Genomic DNA, 19,181 nt, shown 5'->3' with positions numbered 1-19,181 from the left:
CATGGCCCCTGGCGGATCGGCATCCATCGACGAATGATCCGCGAGCGTTGCCGTGGTTCGACTTCTGCGCGGTCAACTGATACGGCAGGATGCACGGTCATGAGCACCCAGTCGACGCCCGGCATCGATGAATCCGGTGTACCCGACCACCCGTCCCGCTCCGACGGCTTCGTGCGGGGCCTCTCCGGGCTGATCGGCGGTCCGCTCGGTGACCACGCCACCGCGCGCGACCGCCAGAGCGGCTCGGAACGCCGGTTCTGGACGGCCGTCCGCATCGTCCTGGCGTTGACCTGCCTGACCCTGGCCCTGCACTGGGTGCAGAAATCGCCCTGCCAGGACGGCGCATGGGTGGACAACAAGCAGTACACCCGCTTCTGCTACACCGACGTACTGGCGCTCTACTACGCGGAGCGACTCCACGAGGGTGCCGTGCCCTACCGGGACCACCCGGTCGAGTATCCGGTGTTGACGGGGTACTTCATGGGGGCGCTCGGGCTGCCCGTGCACGCCGTGGGTGACGGCAACCCGCAGATCAACCAGGGACAGTGGTTCTACAACCTGAACGTGCTCGTACTCGGGGCGCTGGCGGTGGCCACCGTGGCGGTGCTGCTGTCGCTACGCCGACGACGACCATGGGACGCCGCACTCTTCGCCCTGGCCCCCGCACTGCTGATCACCGCCACCGTCAACTGGGACCTGCTCGCCATCGGACTGGGCGCGTTCGGGCTGCTGGCCTGGGCACGCAGCCGACCAGTCCTGGCCGGGATCCTGCTCGGGCTGGCCGGGGCGGCGAAGATGTGGCCACTGTTCATACTCGGCCCGATCCTGGTGCTCGCCTTCCGTACGGCCCGGCTCCGAGCCGCGTTCACAGCGATCGGTGCGGCAGTGGTCACGGTCCTGGCGGTGAACCTGCCGGTGGCCCTCCCGGAAGCCACCCGGGACGGCTGGAAGCGCTTCTTCGAACTCAACACCGAGCGCCCGATCGACTGGGGCACGCTGTGGTACATCGGTCGCTACCTGGACGGCAAGGTGGGCGATCCGGCGAGCATGGGTCCGTTCCAGTGGCTCGACGCCAACATCCCCACCCTCAACAACCTGTCGTACGTACTCTTCGGACTGGCCTGCCTCGGCATCGGGGCCCTCGGGCTGCTGGCACCGCGCCGGCCCCGGCTCGGCCAACTCGCCTTCCTCGTGGTCGCCGTCTTCCTGATCTTCAGCAAGGTCTGGTCGCAGCAGTTCGTCCTCTGGCTGCTGCCGCTGGTGGTGCTGGCCCGACCCAAGTGGGGTGCGTTCCTCGCCTGGCAGGCCGCCGAGATCTGCTACTTCGTCGCGTTCTACGGCCAACTGCTCGGTGCCTCCACCGGCCGGCCCGTCTTCCCCGAGGGCGTCTTCGTGCTGGCCGCCAGCCTGCGACTGACCACGGTGGTGGTCCTGTGCGTGCTGGTGATCCGGGAGATCCTGCACCCCGAACGGGACGCGGTCCGCAGCACCTACCAGGACGACCCCGACGGGGGCGTGCTCGACGGCGCCCCCGACGCCCCCTGGCTGGACCGATGGCGACGTCGCCGCGCCACCACCGACCCCGCCCCGGTCCCCGTCACCACCGGCTGACCGCCACCGGCCCACTCAGAGCCGGAAGACGACGACCGAGCCGATCTCCTCACGGGTGATGCCGAGCCCGTCGACCGGTGCGTCGATGCTGATCTCCCAGGGCGTGCCGACGACCAGGTCCCGCAGGATCAGGACATTCTGCACGCCCAGGGTGCGCAGGTAGTCGACGCTGGTCTGGTCCGGGAAGGCCATCGTCACCCGGCGGACATCGTCCAGTTGCCGCGGCACGAAGCCGCTACCGCCGTTGACGACCTGCTGGAACCGCGAGGTCGACCAGAGCATCACCGGCTGGTCGTGGCCCTGGCTACTGGGCAGCACCAGCATCGGACCGTCGACCTCGCGCATGGCGGCCGGCTGCGGGGGCACCACCGGCTGCGGGGTGGTGTTCGTGCCCTCGGCGACGACCAGCACCAGCGGGACCAGGGTGGCCAGGCGCAGCCAGGGGCTGGGCCAGGACGGAATCCGCGCGGCGGAGATCTCCCGTACCCGCTCGGCGAACGCGCTGACCGCGCCCGCCGCGAGCAGCCCCAACAACAGGGTGGTCCAGAGCATCAGCCGTCCCGGCGTACGGATGCCGTTCCAGCCGGGCAGGTGGTCGAAGAGCGGTACGTAGGTGAAGGTGCCGCCGAAGAACTCGGTGCCCATCGCCAACACCATCGTGACCAGCACGCCGAGAAGGAGCAGCAGACGCTGGCGGGCCGTCCAGATCGAGAAGAACAGGCCGCCGGCAGCCAACGCGTACAGCACGAAGCCGGGCAGCAACGTCATCTCCGGGTGCCAGGGCAGGATCGCCCGAGCGCCCTCGTGCAGCTCGCCCCAGACGCGGGACTCACCGGGAGCGGTGACGAAGCCGGTCGCCGGAGGGGAGAAGACGGCGATGTCGGCGATGGAACGTTCCGCGTGCGGGTGGAGCTGGGTCACCGTGAAGTACGGGATGGCCAGCAGGATGCCGACTCCGGCGAAGATCAGGCCACCGATCAGGTCGGCGGTCAGGAGCCGTTGACCGAAGGGCCGCTTCACCCGCCAGAAGATGCGCTTGGCGTACCAGATGACGGCGGCCACCACGACCGTGCCGGCGAGGACGTACGCGAACGGCAGACCGATGCCGAAACCGAGGCTCAACTGCCAGGCGGCGACCAGCCAACCGGCGTACACCCAACCGGGGTTGCGACGTTTGGGCCGGTAGCCGTGCCGTAGCGACCAGCCGTGCCCCCGCGCGAGCATGGCCAGCGCCAGCGGGATACCGCCGTTGGAGATCACGTGCAGGTGGCCGGCCTGCGCCAGCAACCAGGGCGCGTAGGTGTAGCTGACCCCGGCCACCGCAGACCCGATCCGGCTCGCTCCGAGCTGCCGCGCCAGCACGTACGCGCCGAACGTGGCGAGCGCGTGGGCGAGCACGAACATGATGTTGTACCGCAGGAGCGCGTGCTCGGGGCCGGTCCCGATCATGCCTGCCGGGGCGTACCCGAGCAGGGTGTCGGAGAACGCGAAGCTCCACCGCTCAGGGAAGAACGTGTTGGCGTGCCAGAGTTGGGCCGGGTCGGTCTTCAGGATGTGCCCCGACCATGCCATCTGCCATGCCTGCAGGCTCGGGTCCCAGTAGTCCTGCGGCAGGGTGTGCCGTGGGTAGCGCAGCGTCGGCCAGGTCATCAGGACGGCCAGCGCCAGCGACCCGAGGGCGGCCAGGGTCCACTCGTGGATGGCGAACCGGCCGAGCCGGCGACCGAGTCGCCCGTACCAGGTGGGTACCGGCACGGGAGCCGGTCCGAAGGCGGCCCACGGGTCCGGCTTGCCGTCGCCCGGGGCGCCCTCGCCGGCCTTCTCCTTGCCCGATTCGCCGGCGTCCTTGCTGGGTGCGTCCTTGCTCGTATCGTCCTTGCTCGTCGGGTCCTTGCTCGTCGGGTCCTTGCCGGTGCCACCAGCCGTCTCGCCGGTGGAACCCTGGTCATCGCCGGTGCCCGCGCCGAGCGCGGCGGCCTCGCTGGACGTGCTCGTGCCGGGCGTGGTCTTGCTGGCGGGGGCGCTCTGGTCGCCGGGCCCGGCCGTCCCGCCTTCGCCGACGGTGGCCTTGCCGGTCGTGCCCGTGCTGCCGGTCGTGCCCGGGTCCGCGTCGAGGGCGGCGTCGTCGCCGCTTGCGGCCGTGCGCGCACCGGAGGCGGCGGTCTGGGCGGTCGCACTCTTGCCGGTGCTGTCGCTCTTCTTGCCGTCCGGGGTGCCTCGGCCGTCGGCGTCAGTGCCGGTATCGGCCGCTGCGTCCGTGGCCGCCGAGGGCGGAGGTGTCTCTGCCGACCCGCCGGAGGCGGGCGGCTCGGCCGTGGTGCCGTCCTGGGAGGCCGACTGTGAGCCGCCGGTGGCGGACTGGTCCGTGGTCATGCCGCCGACGTCTCCGAGCCGAGTTGTCCACGCAGGAAGGCGATGTCACCGCTCTGCCCGTCAGCACCGCCCGGGGTCTCCACGATGACCGGAGCATCGGCCGCCCGGACCACGGCCACCAGGAGGTCCGGCTCGATGGTGCCGCCACGCAGGTTGTCGTGCCGGTCCCGGCCCGAGTCGAACGCGTCCTTGGAGTTGTTGGCGTGCACCAGGTCGACCCGCCCCGTGATCGCCTTGACGCGGTCGACCAGGCCGAGGAGTTCCTCACCGCCCGCGTGCGCGTGGCAGGTGTCGAGGCAGAAGCCCACGTCGTACGCGCCGATGACGTCCCAGAGCCGAGCGAGCGCGTCGAGTCGACGGGCGCAGGCGTTCTCGCCGCCGGCCGTGTTCTCGATCAGCACCGGCAGTCCGAAACCGCCGGAGTCGGCCGCGTACGCCAGGGCCTTGCGCCAGTTCTCGATGCCGCTCGCCGGATCGTCACCCGCGTTGACGTGACCACCGTGCACCACCAGCCCCTTGGCTCCGATCGCCGTGGCCGCCTGGGCGTGCGCGAGCAGGAGTTTCCGGCTCGGGATACGGATCCGGTTGTTGCCGGTGGCGACGTTGACGACGTACGGCGCGTGCACGTAGACGTCGACCTCGGCGGCGCGCAACTGTTCCGCGTCCGCACGGGGTTGTGGGGCCTTCCAACCCTGCGGGTCGGAGAGGAAGAACTGCACGGTGTCGGCCGTTCGGGCGGTCGCCTCCGCCAGCGGGTCGGTCGGATCGACGTGGGCTCCGATACGCATGCAGGGGAGCCTACGTCCCGCGACCGACGGTCGGGGTGACGCCCACCGGCCCGATGGCGTCACCGCGCCCGTCGGAACTCGTTGATACCGATGGATCCGGCGCTTCGGACGTCCCCGATCCCGGTGTCGACGGACCGGTGGCCTGTCGATGCCCGACCGGGCCGGTCGGGCGCATCGGCATCAGCGGGACGTCGACGGATGTCGACGGAGAAAAATGTCGGCAATTCTGGGATTTGCCCCATGAAGAGCTGACTTCCGGGATATCGTCAGATAACAACGTGATAAAGCTCCGCGGGGCGTCTTCGGTCCAACCTCATCGGTGTGGTCGTTCCTCCCCAGGTCCCACCCAAGGAATGCGGACGGGACGCCCCGCGGTCCCGTGACCGGGGGTCCGGGTCGACAGCGACGTCGACGCGGACCCCCGGTTCGCTGTGCCGGTCACCTCGGTGATGGTGATCGTCCGGGCCGGGTATCCTGGTCCGGTTGTCCGCTCCCGGTCGGGTTCCCCCGGTGCGGGACGGGCAGCGACGCACGACCTCCTGCCACGGAAGGACCGTGGCCGCTTAGCCCACAGGAGGTGAGCACGTCTTGCGTCATTACGAGATCATGGTGATCCTCGACCCCAGCCTCGAGGAGCGCACCGTCGCCCCGTCGCTCGACACGTACCTGAACGTGATCAGGACCGCGGGTGGCTCGGTGGAGAAGACCGACGTGTGGGGCCGCCGGCGCCTCGCGTACGAGATCAACAAGAAGGCCGAGGGCATCTACGCCGTCGTCGACCTTCAGGCATCGCCTGAGGCGGTGGCCGAGCTGGACCGCCAGCTGCGACTCAACGAGTCCGTGCTGCGCACCAAGGTCATCCGCCCGGAAATGCGCTAATCCATCCACCTAGCCCCACCCGGAACAGCCTCACCCGCGCTGTCAGAGGGTTCTGAGAACCTGTACGGCGGAACGGTTGAGTGTGCGAGGAGTTGGTCATGGCAGGAGACACCACCATCACGGTCATCGGGAACCTGACCGATGACCCCGAGTTGCGGTTCACCCCCTCGGGGGCAGCCGTCGCCAAGTTCCGGGTCGCCTCGACGCCCCGGTACATGGACCGGCAGTCCAACGAGTGGAAGGACGGCGAGCCCCTGTTCCTCGCGTGCACCGTCTGGCGTCAGGCCGCGGAGCACGTGGCGGAGTCGTTGCAGCGCGGTGCCCGCGTGATCGTGTCGGGCCGGCTGCGTCAGCGGTCCTACGAGACCCGCGAGGGCGAGAAGCGCACCGTCATCGAGCTGGAGGTCGACGAGATCGGCCCGTCTCTGCGCTACGCCACGGCGAAGGTGCAGAAGATGTCCCGCTCCGGCGGTAGCGGCGGCGGCTTCGGCGGCGGCGGCAACAGCGGCGGTGGTGGTGGCCAGGGCGGCGGCGGAGGCAACTTCGACGACCCCTGGGCTTCGGCCGCACCAGCCCCCTCCCGTTCGGGTGGCGGCAACCTCGACGAGGAGCCTCCGTTCTAATGGCGCCGAGCGCCCGTGATCGTAAACCAGGAGCAAGAGCAATGGCGAAGGCTGCGGCACTGCGCAAGCCGAAGAAGAAGGTGAACCCGCTAGACAAGGACGGGATCACCTATATCGATTACAAGGACACCGCCCTGCTGCGCAAGTTCATCTCCGACCGCGGCAAGATCCGCGCTCGGCGGGTGACCGGCGTGACCTCGCAGCAGCAGCGGCAGATCGCCCGTGCGGTCAAGAACGCCCGTGAGATGGCGCTCCTGCCGTACACCGCCACGGCCCGCTGAGAGGAGGCGCCGCCATGAAGATCATCCTGACTCAGGAGGTGTCCGGACTCGGCACCCCCGGCGACATCGTCGAGGTCAAGAACGGCTACGGCCGTAACTACCTGCTCCCGCAGGGCTTCGCGATCGCCTGGACCAAGGGCGCGGAGAAGCAGGTCACGCTGATCAAGCGGGCCCGCTCGGCACGGGAGATCCGCGATCTGGGCCACGCCAACGAGGTGAAGGGCCAGCTCGAGGGTCTCAAGGTCAACCTGAAGGCCCGCGCCGGTGACGGTGGTCGGCTCTTCGGCTCGGTCACCTCCGCCGAGATCGTCGACGCCGTCAAGGCGGCCGGCGGCCCGGTGCTCGACCGACGTCGGCTGGAGCTTCCCGGCCACATCAAGGCGATCGGGTCGCACGCGGTGCGGGTCAAGCTGCACCCCGAGGTGACCGCCACGTTCAACCTCAACGTTGTGCAGGGCTGAGCGCCCCGCTGACGTACGCGACAGGGCCCGCACCGATCAATGGTGCGGGCCCTGTCGCGTACGCGTACCCGGTCGACGAAGGCCGACTCACGGTGCCCGACCCTCGTCAGCCGATGGGCTGGCCCGTCACCGCACTGATCATCACCGTGGAGAGACCACCACCCACGACGGCAGCGGCCAACGCCACCGTGGTCGACCGCCACGTCGTACCCACCCGACGCAACAACATCGCGACCGCCAGGCTGCTCATCAACGCCAACCCGAAACGGGGCAACCCGGCCACCATTGCGCCGAACGCCCGCGCCCGTGGCGAATCACAGCCGCCACCACTGATATCGGTCACACAACCGGCCGGTGGCGCCCCGTCGAGCGTCAGCAACCAGACGAAGATCACTACCGCCGGCAGCAGGTAACAGGCCGCGGTGTACAGCAGCGGCAGCCACGGACCACCCGGATCCGGATCGAGCAGGTCGTCCTCGAGTCGCCGGTTCCAGCCCCCGGAACCGACCGCCTCGATCCGCCGCCGTACGGCCGCCATGCCGACCGGCCGAGGCGGAGCCGGCGCGGGCGACGAACGCCGACGGGGCGCGGGCCGTGGGCGAGGCGCGGTGTACCCGACCACCGGCGACCGAGGTGCCGACTCAGGCGCGTCCACCCACCGCGGATCGTCGCCTGCCAGACGCGTACCCGGCCAGAAGGGCTCCCGCGCCTGCGCCTGCTCCGGCTCCTGCTCCGCACGCTCCATCCAGGACCACTGCCCCGCACCCGAGGTCGCCGGAACCGCACCCGAACGCGGCGGTTCCGTCCGGTCCCACCGGTCCGGCTCGGAGTAACCGGCCTGCCGCTCCGGTGGCCGCTTCCGCTCCGGTGGCCGATCCCGCTCCCGCGGCTCCGGCTCCGGCTCCGCGAACCGATCCCACTGACCGGTGCTGTCCGGCTCGAGCCACGGATCCGCACCCGCCGCCTGAAGCCACTGGCTCGTACTGTCCGCGTCCCAGGGATCGGTCGACGCGGAGTCCACCCGGCGACCGTCAACCGCCGACTGGTCCCACGCGTGCAGACCGGACGCGTCCCACGGATCCACCGCCGGCTGCTGGTACTCCGGCTCCGCCGCCCGCTCCGTGCCCCGTTGCCACGGATCCACCGCCGGCGTCGAGGGCTCCGCCGCACGACGTCGACGCCGAGTGGGAGGCTCGACAGCCGGCTCGGACGCGCCGGCCTCGGCCTCCTCCTCCGCAAGCCCCGACCAGGTCACCTGGCGACGTTGCGACGGGGCCCGACGCGGCCGGCTCTGCGGCGTCACGCCCGAGACCGGGTCGTCGTCCTCGGCGCGACGACTACCGACGTACCCCTCTTCCTGTGGACGGTCGAACGTCCACTCCCGGGTGTGATCGGACGCCGGCAGGGCAGCCCGTGCCGTGGGCTCGCGCCAACTCGACTCACCGGCCCGGCGACTCCCGCCGCGCTCGGCCGAACGCCGACCACCCGCGTACCGTGGCCGCTCGACCTCGTCATCCTCATCAGGAGCAGCGTGCCGCCCGCCGCCGTCGACACTGCGCACGCCGGACTCCAGCGCCCAGCGCGGCAGGTACGGCTCGGCCGGCTCCTCCTGGCCGCGCTCGGCGGCCCGGCGGCGACTCGGGGTGCGGTACCGCTCGACCGCGGAGTCGTATCGCTCGTCCGGGTCCCGATCCACGGGCTCGGCCCACGAAGCGGTCGGCCGCTCACGCGGGCCGTCCTCCCCGCGTACCCAGTCCCGGTAACTCACGGCCGGAGCGTGACCCTTCTCAACCGAAAGCGCAATCCGCTGTCCAGGTGTAGCCGTAGGGCACCGATCCTACGGGACGTTCAGGACAAAGCCCTACCCAGAAATTCCTGTCCACAGGCTGTGGACATTACCTGTCCAGCTCAATGGCGTGCGCCCCACTGTTCCCCAGGAGTTATCCACATGCTGTGCACACGCTGCGCACATGCTCGCCCACCGCCATCCACAGGTTGTCCCGAGGCTCATCCACCGGGCTGGTTGGTGGCTGACCTCGGGTTCCGTATCGTTAGCCCCCGGCCCGCCGCCAGATGCCCCCGATCGACGGCCGGTCGACCGTCGCACCCGGGCGGTGAGCCCGGGCACGATCCGACGCAGTGGAGGGGGACCCGGTGTCGGTCACGGATGACATGCGAACAGAGTCGTTTCCCGGCGGAGGGCAGCCGTCCGGTCCGCCACCGCGCGACGGCCAGTTCGACAAGACGCCACCCCAGGACGTCGCGGCCGAGCAGTGCGTCCTGGGCGGGATGCTGCTGTCCAAGGACGCCATCGCCGACGTCGTCGAAATCCTCAAGACCAACGACTTCTACCGGCCGGTGCACGCCACCATCTTCGACATCATCCTGGAGATCTACGGTCGCGGTGAGCCGGCCGACGCGATCACCGTCGCCGCGGCGCTGGCCGACTCCGGCGACCTGGCCCGGATCGGCGGCGCCCCGTACCTGCACACGCTGATCGCGAGCGTGCCGACCGCCGCGAACGCCGCGTACTACGCGCGCATCGTGAGTGAACGGGCGGTACTCCGACGGCTGGTCGAGGCCGGCACCAGGATCGTCCAACTCGGATACGGCACCGGAGGCGGCGGCACTCGCGACGTTGACGACGTCGTCGACCTGGCTCAGCAGGCCGTCTACGACGTCACCGAACGTCGCGTCAGCGAGGACTTCGCCATCCTGGCGGACATGCTTCAACCGACCCTCGACGAGATCGAGGCCGTCGGCGCGCAGGGCGGCGTGATGACCGGCGTACCCACCGGCTTCACCGACCTGGACCGCCTGCTCAACGGCTTGCACGCCGGCCAATTGATCATCGTGGCAGGTCGACCTGGTTTGGGAAAATCTACGGCAAGTATGGATTTTGCCAGAAATGCGGCAATTCGAGCGAACCATGCGGCGGCCATCTTCTCGCTGGAAATGAGCAAGGTCGAGATCGTCATGCGGCTGCTCTCGGCCGAAGCGCGTGTGCCGTTGCACGTACTGCGCAGCGGGCAACTCTCCGACGACGACTGGACGAAGCTCGCCCGGTGCATGGGTGAGATCAGTGAGGCGCCACTCTTCGTGGACGACACGCCGAGCATGAACCTGATGGAGATCCGGGCCAAGGCTCGTCGACTCAAGCAGCGACACGACCTCAAGCTGATCGTGGTCGACTATCTCCAGCTGATGACCTCACCGAAGCGCACCGAGAGTCGGCAGCAGGAGGTCGCGGACCTGTCCCGAGGCCTGAAGCTGCTGGCCAAGGAGGTCGAGTGCCCGGTCATTGCGGTCAGCCAGCTGAACCGTGGCCCCGAGCAGCGCACCGACAAGCGTCCACAATTGTCCGATTTGCGTGAATCTGGATCAATTGAGCAGGATGCCGATGTTGTCATACTTCTGCATCGCGACGACTACTACGACAAGGAATCGCCTCGGGCCGGAGAGGCAGATTTCATTGTTGCCAAGCATCGAAATGGTCCGACCGACACGGTGACCGTGGCTGCCCAGCTGCACCTGTCGCGATTCGTCGACATGGCCATCGTCTGAGCCGTCCGAGACGGGCCCGGTCTGGCGGGCGACCGGGCCGGCCGAGGTGGCGGCCCGGTCGCGGTGTTGCTCAGCCGAACATGTCGTCCAGGAAGCTCTTGCGCTTCTTGCGCCGGTAGTGGCCGTGGTAGCCGTAGTGCTGCTGGGAGTGGCCGTACGCGGGTGCCGGGGCCGGGTAGCCGTGCGGCGGGGGCGGGGGCGGCGGGACCGCGCCGTAACCGGGCTGGTGCGGGGCGGGAGCCGGGGGCGGCGGCGGGGGCTGGTAGCCACCCTGGGGGGCGGGCGGGGCCTGCTGGGCGGCGCTCCAGTTGGCCTCCGCCTCGAACAGTTTCTCCAGCTCACCACGGTCGAGGAAGATCCCGCGGCACTCGCCACACTGGTCGATGACGACCCCACTGCGCTCGTACTGGCGCATCTCTCCGCGACACTTGGGACAGGTCAGGCTCATGACCCGAAGGTACCTGGTCGGTTCACCCGATAGTGGTCAGCGCCGCCGTGACCTCGTGGTCGGAGACCTCGTGGAAGTCGTCGTAGTAGGCGCCGACCGCGCCGAAGTCGGCGGGGCACAGCGCGCTGACCACCTCGTCGGCCTCGGCGGCCAGCATCTCGTGGGCCTGCGGCGCACTGACGGGTACGGCGACCACCACGCGGCGGGCGCCGAGGTGGCGGGCGACCTGGACTGCGGCGCGGGCGGTCGCGCCGGTGGCCAGGCCGTCGTCGACGATCAGGGCGGTACGGCCGGTGAGGTCCAGCGGCGGTCGGTCGGCCCGGTAGAGCTGTTCCCGCCGGTCCAGTTCGGTCTGTTCGCGTTCCTGTACTCCGGCGATGTCGTCGGGGCTCAGCCGTTCGGCGACGACGTCGTTGAGGACGCGTTCCCCGCCGGGACCGAGTGCGCCGAAGGCGACCTCGGGGGCCCACGGCATGCCGAGTTTGCGGACCACGAGAACGTCGAGGGGTGCGTCGAGGCGTTCGGCGACGACCTGCGCCACCGGTACGCCGCCGCGTACCAGGCCCAGCACGACGAGGTCCGGTTCGCCGGCCAGGGCGGTGAGTCGGTCGGCGAGTACCTGGCCCGCCTCGGTGCGGTCGCGGTAGGTGGTCATGTCCTCAGGTCTACGCCCTGTGGGTCGTCCGTGCTCGGCGGTTGCCGGATCCCGAGGTCGAGCGCGGGGGCCCAGAGCAGGAACGCGATCGGGTACAGCAGGTAGCCGAAGCGGGTGGCGGGCATCAGCAGGATCGCGACGAGCAGGCCGTACCCGCAGATCAGGGCGGCGCTGCGGGCGGTGCGGGGTGGGCGGCGGGCGAGCAGGACGGCGATGGCGACCCCGGCGGCGACCAGCAGCGCGGCGGCGATCACCCGGCCGGCGGGCAGGGCGTTCGCGATCAGGTAGCCGGGGAACGGGCTGGCGGCGGGGCTGGAGACCAGGCCGTGCCCGAGGGGGAAGCGCAGCACGTTCTCCACCAGCGCGTTGCGGTCGACCAGCAGGGTGGGGAGCAGTGCGGCGGCGGGGAGTCCGAGGGCTCCGGCGGCGACGCGTAGGCCGGCGCGGCGGGTGAGGCCCCAGATGATCAGTACTGCGGCGACCGGCCAGGCGAAGAGTTTCAGGGCTCCGGCGAGCCCGACCGCGACGCCGGCCCAGCCGGGTCGGGCGGTGGCGGCGAGGGCGAGCGCCAGCAGGCAGAGCGCGAGTACGGGCAGGTCGTCGCCGCCGGTGGCGAGCGTGAGCGCGCATACGGGCAGGACGGTGGCGGCCTGTACGCCGCGGAGCAGCAGGGCGTCGTGTCGGGTGGTTCCGGTGCGGGCGGTGGGTGGTCGCAGGACGCGGATGGCGAGCAGCAGCGCTACGGCGGTGCCGACGGCGAACCAGACCCGGGCGTCGGTCCACCAGGTGTCGGCGAACGCGCGGGGTATTCCGAAGAGGGCCATGCCCGGCTGGTAGGGGGTGTAGCCGAGGAGTCGTTCGTCGGCGGGCAGTGCGGCGATGGCGTCGGGCCCGAGGTAGGGGGTGCCGGTGTCGACGAGGCGGGTGCCGGAGTCCTCGACGACCAGGACCTCCTCCTGGGCGCGGTCGGTGCGTCCGGACGCGCGTTGCACGCTCTGCCAGATCAGGGGGAGCAGGGCGGTGCCGGCCCAGGCGAGTGCGGTGACCAGTGCGCGTCCGGGCAGTGTGACCAGTTTCGAGTGCGGCCGGTGGCGGCGTAGGAGGAGCTGTCCGGTGGCGGCGAGTGCGGCGGCGAGGTAGCCGAGTGCGGCGATGGTGCCCCAGGCCCGGTGGGGTACGAGGGTGCTGGTGGCGGCGGTGATCGCGGCGAAGACGGCTGCGGTGGAGTACAGGCCGAGGTCGAGGGCGAGGCCGTCGGCGGCGGTGTCGAGGCGGTGCCACCTGCCGGTGCGGTGGGGGGTCGAGGTGGCGGCGCTCACGTCGGCCAGTGTGTCAGGCGGGCTGGTGGTGGCCCCGGCCCCCCTGCCGTCGTCCCTTGGGTAGCCGGACGACGGAGCCGGCGTCGTGCAGGGGTGCGGCGAGGCTTCCCGGTCGGCCGCCGGCGCCGCGTTGGAGGGCGGCGAGGAGTGTGCCGGCGGCGAGTGGGCGGGCGAAGAGGTGGCCCTGTCCGGCGGTGCAGCCGAGTTCCCAGAGGGCGCGGCGTTGGGCTTCGCGTTCGACTCCCTCGGCGACGACGGCCAGGTTGAGGCTGCGGCCGAGGTCGAGGGTGGAGCGGATGATGGCGGCGGCTTCGGTGGCGGACTCCATGGCGGTCACGAAGCTTCGGTCGATCTTGAGTTCGTGGACCGGGATGCGGGAGAGCAGGGAGAGCGAGGAGTAGCCGGTGCCGAAGTCGTCGAGGGCGAGCCGGATGCCGGCCTCGCGTAGTCGGGTGAGTCCCTGGTCGACGACGTCGAGTTGGCTGAGGGTGAGGGTTTCGGTGAGTTCCAGGACCAGCCGGTCGGGGGGCAGGTCGTGGGCGCGTAGGCGGGCCAGGACGGATCCGGGGAAGCGGGCGTCGAGGAGGCTGCGGGGGGAGACGTTGACCGCGACCGGGACGTCGAAGCCGGCGTCGCGCCAGGTGCCGGCGGCGATCAGGGCCTGGTCGAGGATGGCGTCGGCGAACGCGGGGAGCAGTCCGGAGCGTTCGACGGCTTCCAGGAAGCGCAGTGGGTCGATCATGCCGTGGGTGGGGTGGTGCCAGCGGGCCAGTGCCTCGGCGGCGATGACTTCGCCGGTGCCGAGGTCGACGATGGGCTGGAAGTTGACCGTGAACTCCTGGTCGGCGACGGCGCGGGGCAGCTCGCCGCCGAGCGTGAGTCGGCCGATGTCTGCGGTGTCGCGTGCGGGTGCGTAGGTGGCGATCCGGTTGCCGCTCCGTTTGGCCTGGTACATGGCGACGTCGGCGCGTCGGAGCAGTTCGACCATGCCGCCCGTGGCGGGGGCGACGGCGATCCCGCCGCTGGCTTCGACGCTGATCCGCATGCCGTCGACGTCGAACGGTTCGTGCAGGGCGGCGAGCAGGGTGTCGGCGCGGTGCGTGGCGACGGCGGGGGCGGGAAGTGCCCGCAGGAGTACGGCGAACTCGTCGCCGCCGAGGCGGGCGACCAGGTCGTCGGCGCGGGCCGCGGTGCGGAGCCGTTCGGCGACCTGCATCAGCATCTGGTCGCCGGCGGCGTGGCCGAGGGTGTCGTTGACCTCTTTGAAGTGGTTGAGGTCGATGAGCACCAGGGCGGTGATTCCGTCGGCGTGCCGGTGGTGCAACTGCTCGTTGCCCTCTTCGAGCAGGTGGCGTCGGTTGGCCAGCCCGGTCAGTGCGTCGTGTGCGGCGGCGTGGGCGTGGGCCTGGGCCACCCGGGCGAGTTCGGCGTACGCCTGGGCGTTGCGGACGGCCGTGCACAGTGCGGAGGCGAAGGTGTGCAGGGTGTACCGCTCCCTTTCGGAGAGCCGTACCGGGCCGCGGAAGCGTAGCCGCAGCATGCCGACGTCGACGGTCTTGTCGTGTCCTTCGAGGCGTACGGGGACGGTGGCGCCGTGTACCTCGGTGGGTTCGCCGAGGGGGCCGTCGTACGTGATGGTCTCGGTGGAGCCGCGTACCACCCGGCCGTCCTCGCGCAGTTCGATCTCGACCTCGTCGGCGGAGAAGAGTTCGGCGGCGCGGGTGACCGCCGTGGTGAGTACGTCGTCGAGTTCGACCACGTTGAGCGCGTCGGTGGTCTGGGCGAGTCGTTGCCAGGCTTGTTGTTCGGTGCGGCTGCGGACGCGGTTGGAGTTGAGCAGGTGGAGGCTGAGGACGAGTGGCGGTACCACCAGCAGCAGCCATGTGTCGATCTTGACGATCAGGATGGTGCCGACGATGACGATGGGACGGGTCAGTGCTGCGGTGAGGCGGACGTCCCAGTTGTCGAGGAAGAGGTTGCGCAGCGAGGTGCCGGTGGCCATGGCGATGACCGGCAGGGTGACGAGTTCGTCCAGTAGCACTGCGGCGAGGTAGGCGGCTGCCAGCGGGAGGACGGTCTCGGCGATGTCGGAGTTGGTTGGTGGCCAGGTGAACAGTTGCAGGACCAGGCCGGCTGCCGTGGCGACGAGCATGTTCTTGGCGATGCCGAAGACGCGCTTGATCGGTGTGAGTCGGGCCAGTGTGGTGGCGATGGCGACGCCGAAGCCGGTGGCGAGGACCACCACCGAGGTCGGTGCCACGACGAGGCCGATCACGATCGCGGTCTCGGTCCACGCGATGTAGTGGTTGGAGGCGCGGATGCGGACCCGGACCTTGGCGGTGAATCCGACCGCCACGAGGGAGATCAGGGCGGTCCAGATCAGGGTGGCGTTGACGGCTCCGTAGCTGGGCAGGTGGGCGACGGAGACCGCTGCGGCCAGTCCGGCCACAACGACGACGAGACCGATTAGCGGCAGTAGCCGCCGATCGGTCCCGGTCTGTCGTTCCTGCAGAGCCAACCATCGTCCCCGTTCGTCACCGAGGGGCTGCGCTCCGCAAGCGTACGTCGGTTGGTCCTGATCCAGAAGATGGGATCAGCCCCATTCGTTCGAGTTCATCTCGACCCCCAGTTTGGTGCTGCCTTCGCGTTGGTAGCCAAACCCTAGGGGCGCTTGCGGGCATTTAGCGACTAAAGGTGTCTTATTGCGCAGAATAGGCCAATATGGTGATATTAAGTTACGTTCAGTTTCACTCGCTTAACGGAGGGTCCAATTAGTGGACCGATCGCGTTGTCCTCCTCGATGCCCGTCGCCGCAAGCTATCTGCTGAACAAGTGTGACCAGAGAGCTTTGCTCGTTTCATCGCCGTTTCGGTCGAGCTTGCCGCATCGCGCGGGGCCTGGCAGCACTGGATCCTGGTTAAGCTGCGTACAGTGATCCTTTGAATGCGGGCAGAGGGGTCGGTGCAGATTCAGGTCCTCGGCGGTCTCGTGGTACGCCTCGACTCGGGGGTGTTGCCCCTCGGGACGCCGAAACAGCAGACGGTTCTCGCCATGCTGGCCTGCAACCCCGGGCGGCTGGTGTCGGTGGGTCAGCTCGTCGACGAGTTGTGGCCGGACCGTCCACCTCACTCGGCCGTGCCTAATGTCCGTACTTATGCGGCCAATCTACGGCGCAGTCTTGAGTTGTTGGTGCCGGAACGCGAGGTGCTGGTCCGCACCCGCGACGGTTACCGGCTCGACCTCGACAGTTCGCTCGTGGACGTCTTCGCCTTCCAGTCCGAGGTCGCCGAGGCCCGTCGGCTCGTCGACGTGGACGACTCGGCGGCGGCGGACCTGCTGAACCGGGCACTGGCGCGCTGGCAGGGACCCATGCTCACCGGACTTCCGTTGGGCCCGGGACTGCTGGCGCAGGTGGCATCGGCGACCGAGGACCGGCTGCTGGCGGCCGAACTCCTGGCCGAGCTGCGCATCCGTCTGGGTCGGTACGACGAGGCGCTGCCGGTGCTCCGGGAACTCTTGATGGGACAACCGCTGCGCGAGCGCGCTCATCTGCTGCTCATGCGGGCTCTGCACCTGCGCAACGACCACGCCGGGGCCATCGCCGCCTATGTCGAGGCGAGGCGGGTGCTGCGCGAGCAGTTGGACATCGAGCCCGGGACGGAATTGCGGCAGCTCCATCAGCACATAGCTGCGCACGAGCGGGAGCGTCGGCGGCCGGCGAAGTCCCGTGTCCCGCCGTCGGCGCGGTCGGGCGATGCGGTGGGCCGGGAGGGCACAGCGCCACCGTTCCTGCCCCGGGAGGTGCCCGACTTCGTCGGCCGGGCCCCGGCGGTCGAAAACCTGGTCACGGCCACGCTGTGTGCCGGCACGTCCGTCTCCGTGGTGCACCTCGTCGACGGCATGCCCGGCAGCGGCAAGACGGCGTTGGCCCTGCACGTCGCAGGCCGACTAGCCGCCCGTCTTCCGGACGCACAGCTCTTCATCGACCTCGCGGGTCACGACCCGGCCACGAAGGTGGATCCGACGACCGCGCTGGCGACGCTGCTGCGCCAACTCGGTGTGCCGGGCGGACGGATACCGCCGGAACTCGCCGACCGGCTGGTCCTGTGGCGCCGGGAGCTGACCGGACGCCGGGTGATCGTGGTGTTGGACAACGCGGCGGACGCCGAGCAGGTCCGCCCGCTGTTGCCCACGGTGCCGGGGAGCGCCGTGATCGTGACGTCTCGGCGACGGATCACCGGCTTGGATGTCGGTCCGCCGGTGTCCCTGCCGGCGATGGACGTCGCGGAGGGCGTGGCGCTGCTCGCCTCCACGGCTGGCGCGGCACGGGTGGCGGCGGAACCGGAGGCGGCGGTGGCGGTGGTGGAGCAGTGCGGGCACCTGCCGCTGGCCATCCGGCTCGCCGGTTCGAGGCTGGCGCATCGACCGACCTGGCGGGTCGCCGACCTGGCGGCGCTGCTGGCGGGCAACGCGCGCCGGTTGGACCATCTGGCGTCCGGCGATCGGAGCGTGGCCGGCGCGTTCGCGGCGTCGTACGAGCCGTTGGACGCTGACGCCAAGAGACTGTTCCGGCTGCTCGGCGTCCATCCGAGTACGGTGTTCGGCGCGGCGATCGCCAGTGCGGTGTCCGGCCTGTCCCTCGCCGACACCACCGAGGCACTGGACGTTCTCGTCGACTGTCATCTGATCGAAGAGGTCGAGGCGGGGCGGTACCGGATGCACGACCTCATCCGCCAGTACGCCCACGAACTGTCGATGCGACACGATTCACCGGACACCCGGAATGCCGCTCTCGCCGAGCTGCTGGACCTCGTTCTCCACCTTGCATTCGGCGTCGCCGACGATCTGGAGTCCGGTTTCGTACGCGGACAGGTAAGCCTCGGTCGACCTCGCCGCCCTGACCTTTTGGCAGATGTCGGCACACCGGCCGAGGAATGGATGGAGACGGAGCGGGCAAACCTCGTGTCGCTCGTCGTGCGGGCCCGGGAATGGCGACACCACGAACAGGCGTGGCGATTGACTCGGCTGTTGTGGCGTTTCCTTTACGTTCGAGGTTATTTCGACGACATCATTTCGACACATCTCCACGGCCTCGCGGCGGCAGAGCTGGTCGAGGACGACGCGGCCATCGCCGCGATGCACAACTACCTCGCCTCCGCCTATGTCCGCACCGGTGACTACGGGGACGCGTTGCAGCACGTCGGCGCCGCCGTCCGCATCGCCGAGCGGCGTGGCGACCTGAAGAACATCGGCCGCTACCGGAACAACCTGGCAGCCATCCACTGGATTCGCGGCGACCTCGAAGAGGCTGTGCGCTGCGGTCTCGACGGCCTGCGCAGCCAGAACGGGTACGACCCCGGCGAGGTGCCGAGTTTCCTGCCGAGCGTGGGGCTCGCGCTCGGACTGCTCGGTCGGTACGACGACGCGCTGCGCCTGCATCGCCTGCACCTCTTCCTCGGTCGCCAGGTCAACAACCAGTTCCACATCCTCAACGCGCTGGGACACATCGGTGGGGTCAAATGCCGGATGGGGCGGTACGGTGCCGCCCTGCGCGCACTTCAGGCGGCGTTGGTGATGCGGGAGCGTACCGGTCACCGCTATGCGGAGCCGGAGGTGCGCAACGACATCGGCGTCGCGCTACGCGGTCTGGGTCGCGTTGACGAGGCGGTGCGACAGCACGAACTTGCCCGTGAGTTGGCGGTGGAGTCGGGCGAGCCGCACGTCGAGGCCGCCGCGCTCAACGATCTCGCGTTCACCCTGGCCGGCTCTGCGGACGCCGGCAGGCTGACCGCTCTACACCGGGCGGCCCTGCAGTTGGCCACCCGGATCGCGCACCCGTACGAGCAGGGCCGAGCCCTGACAGGCCTCGCCGAGCACCTGTCCGAAGCGGATCCGGCGGAGGCACGCCGGCACTGGGAACGGGCCCTGGCGATCTTCCGGCGTATGGGGGTGCCCGAGCGGTTCGAGGTCGAACGCCGTCTGGCAGGGCCGTCCGCCGGCGTGACCCCCAACGGGCTGGCCGCTGCGTCGTCCGGTGCCGAGCACCGGTGACCAGAGAAACCTTCTTATCGCTTTCTTATCGACCGGGTGGGTAGCGTCTCGACGGTCGCCGACGGGGGGAGATCCGCCATCGACGGATCTCGTCGCGACGCCTGCCACCGGCATGTCCCAGCTGCCAC

Annotated in this window: 14 protein-coding genes; 7 read left to right on the top strand and 7 right to left on the bottom strand. The window is 69.9% G+C overall.

Annotated elements, in window-relative coordinates; all coding sequences use genetic code 11:
* The first annotated feature begins 99 nt into the window (after positions 1–99).
* The gene (locus HUT12_RS31980) at positions 100–1,611 is read left to right on the top strand and encodes a glycosyltransferase family 87 protein (RefSeq protein WP_131053606.1); all 1,512 of its coding nucleotides are present in this window, start codon (positions 100–102) and stop codon (positions 1,609–1,611) included.
* 15 nt (positions 1,612–1,626) lie between these two features.
* Here the strand turns inward: HUT12_RS31980 and HUT12_RS31975 are convergent, their stop codons facing one another.
* Complete coding sequence (locus HUT12_RS31975; RefSeq protein WP_254877012.1) at positions 1,627–3,984, bottom strand: hypothetical protein; 2,358 nt, start codon at positions 3,982–3,984, stop codon at positions 1,627–1,629.
* Positions 3,981–4,772, bottom strand: a complete 792-nt coding sequence (locus tag HUT12_RS31970; protein ID WP_131053608.1) for a deoxyribonuclease IV — start codon at positions 4,770–4,772, stop codon at positions 3,981–3,983. The genes HUT12_RS31975 and HUT12_RS31970 overlap by 4 nt, the downstream gene beginning before the upstream one ends.
* A gap of 588 nt (positions 4,773–5,360) precedes the next feature.
* Between HUT12_RS31970 and rpsF the strand changes: the two genes are divergently transcribed.
* The 4 genes from rpsF (at position 5,361) to rplI (ending at position 7,016) form a co-directional block, all read left to right on the top strand.
* The gene (gene rpsF / locus HUT12_RS31965; RefSeq protein ID WP_117228245.1) at positions 5,361–5,651 is read left to right on the top strand and encodes a 30S ribosomal protein S6; all 291 of its coding nucleotides are present in this window, start codon (positions 5,361–5,363) and stop codon (positions 5,649–5,651) included.
* Positions 5,652–5,731: 80 nt separating this feature from the next.
* Entirely contained in the window at positions 5,732–6,274 is a 543-nt protein-coding gene (locus HUT12_RS31960) for a single-stranded DNA-binding protein (protein ID WP_176095593.1), read from the top strand.
* Positions 6,275–6,315: 41 nt separating this feature from the next.
* Positions 6,316–6,555 carry a 30S ribosomal protein S18 gene (rpsR, locus tag HUT12_RS31955; RefSeq protein WP_007073789.1) on the top strand — a complete coding sequence of 80 codons (240 nt, stop codon included), beginning with the start codon at positions 6,316–6,318 and terminating at the stop codon, positions 6,553–6,555.
* A gap of 14 nt (positions 6,556–6,569) precedes the next feature.
* Complete coding sequence (rplI, locus tag HUT12_RS31950) at positions 6,570–7,016, top strand: 50S ribosomal protein L9 (RefSeq protein ID WP_131053610.1); 447 nt, start codon at positions 6,570–6,572, stop codon at positions 7,014–7,016.
* A 106-nt stretch (positions 7,017–7,122) separates the two neighbouring features.
* Here rplI and HUT12_RS31945 read toward each other — a convergent pair whose 3' ends face one another.
* Entirely contained in the window at positions 7,123–8,784 is a 1,662-nt protein-coding gene (locus HUT12_RS31945) for a hypothetical protein (RefSeq protein WP_176095592.1), read from the bottom strand.
* 404 nt (positions 8,785–9,188) lie between these two features.
* On the opposite strand from HUT12_RS31945, the gene dnaB reads away from it, so the two are divergent.
* The gene (gene dnaB, locus HUT12_RS31940) at positions 9,189–10,580 is read left to right on the top strand and encodes a replicative DNA helicase (RefSeq protein WP_131053612.1); all 1,392 of its coding nucleotides are present in this window, start codon (positions 9,189–9,191) and stop codon (positions 10,578–10,580) included.
* A 70-nt stretch (positions 10,581–10,650) separates the two neighbouring features.
* Here the strand turns inward: dnaB and HUT12_RS31935 are convergent, their stop codons facing one another.
* Genes HUT12_RS31935 through HUT12_RS31920 form a run of 4 tightly spaced genes read right to left on the bottom strand, consistent with a single transcriptional unit; the run spans position 10,651 to position 15,520 of the window.
* Positions 10,651–11,028: a zf-TFIIB domain-containing protein gene (locus HUT12_RS31935; protein ID WP_176095591.1), complete on the bottom strand. Its 378-nt coding sequence runs from the start codon at positions 11,026–11,028 to the stop codon at positions 10,651–10,653.
* Positions 11,029–11,050: 22 nt separating this feature from the next.
* On the bottom strand, positions 11,051–11,683 hold the full coding sequence (locus HUT12_RS31930; RefSeq protein ID WP_131053448.1) for a phosphoribosyltransferase: 633 nt from the start codon (positions 11,681–11,683) through the stop codon (positions 11,051–11,053).
* On the bottom strand, positions 11,680–13,002 hold the full coding sequence (locus HUT12_RS31925) for a glycosyltransferase family 87 protein (protein ID WP_131053447.1): 1,323 nt from the start codon (positions 13,000–13,002) through the stop codon (positions 11,680–11,682). Before HUT12_RS31925 ends, HUT12_RS31930 begins: the two co-directional genes overlap by 4 nt.
* Before the next feature lie 13 nt (positions 13,003–13,015).
* Positions 13,016–15,520, bottom strand: coding sequence for a bifunctional diguanylate cyclase/phosphodiesterase (locus HUT12_RS31920; RefSeq protein WP_236145753.1), 2,505 nt, complete (start codon positions 15,518–15,520; stop codon positions 13,016–13,018).
* Positions 15,521–15,945: 425 nt separating this feature from the next.
* Here HUT12_RS31920 and HUT12_RS31915 point away from each other — a divergent pair, with 425 nt between their 5' ends.
* Positions 15,946–19,053 (top strand): AfsR/SARP family transcriptional regulator, encoded by a 3,108-nt coding sequence (locus HUT12_RS31915; RefSeq protein ID WP_131053445.1) that lies wholly within the window; start codon positions 15,946–15,948, stop codon positions 19,051–19,053.
* Positions 19,054–19,181: the final 128 nt, after the last annotated feature.

Source organism: Verrucosispora sp. NA02020 (assembly GCF_013364215.1).
Classification (GTDB): domain Bacteria; phylum Actinomycetota; class Actinomycetes; order Mycobacteriales; family Micromonosporaceae; genus Micromonospora.
Note: the sequence above shows the minus strand (reverse complement) of the source record. Positions and strands in the feature narration are given on the sequence as shown.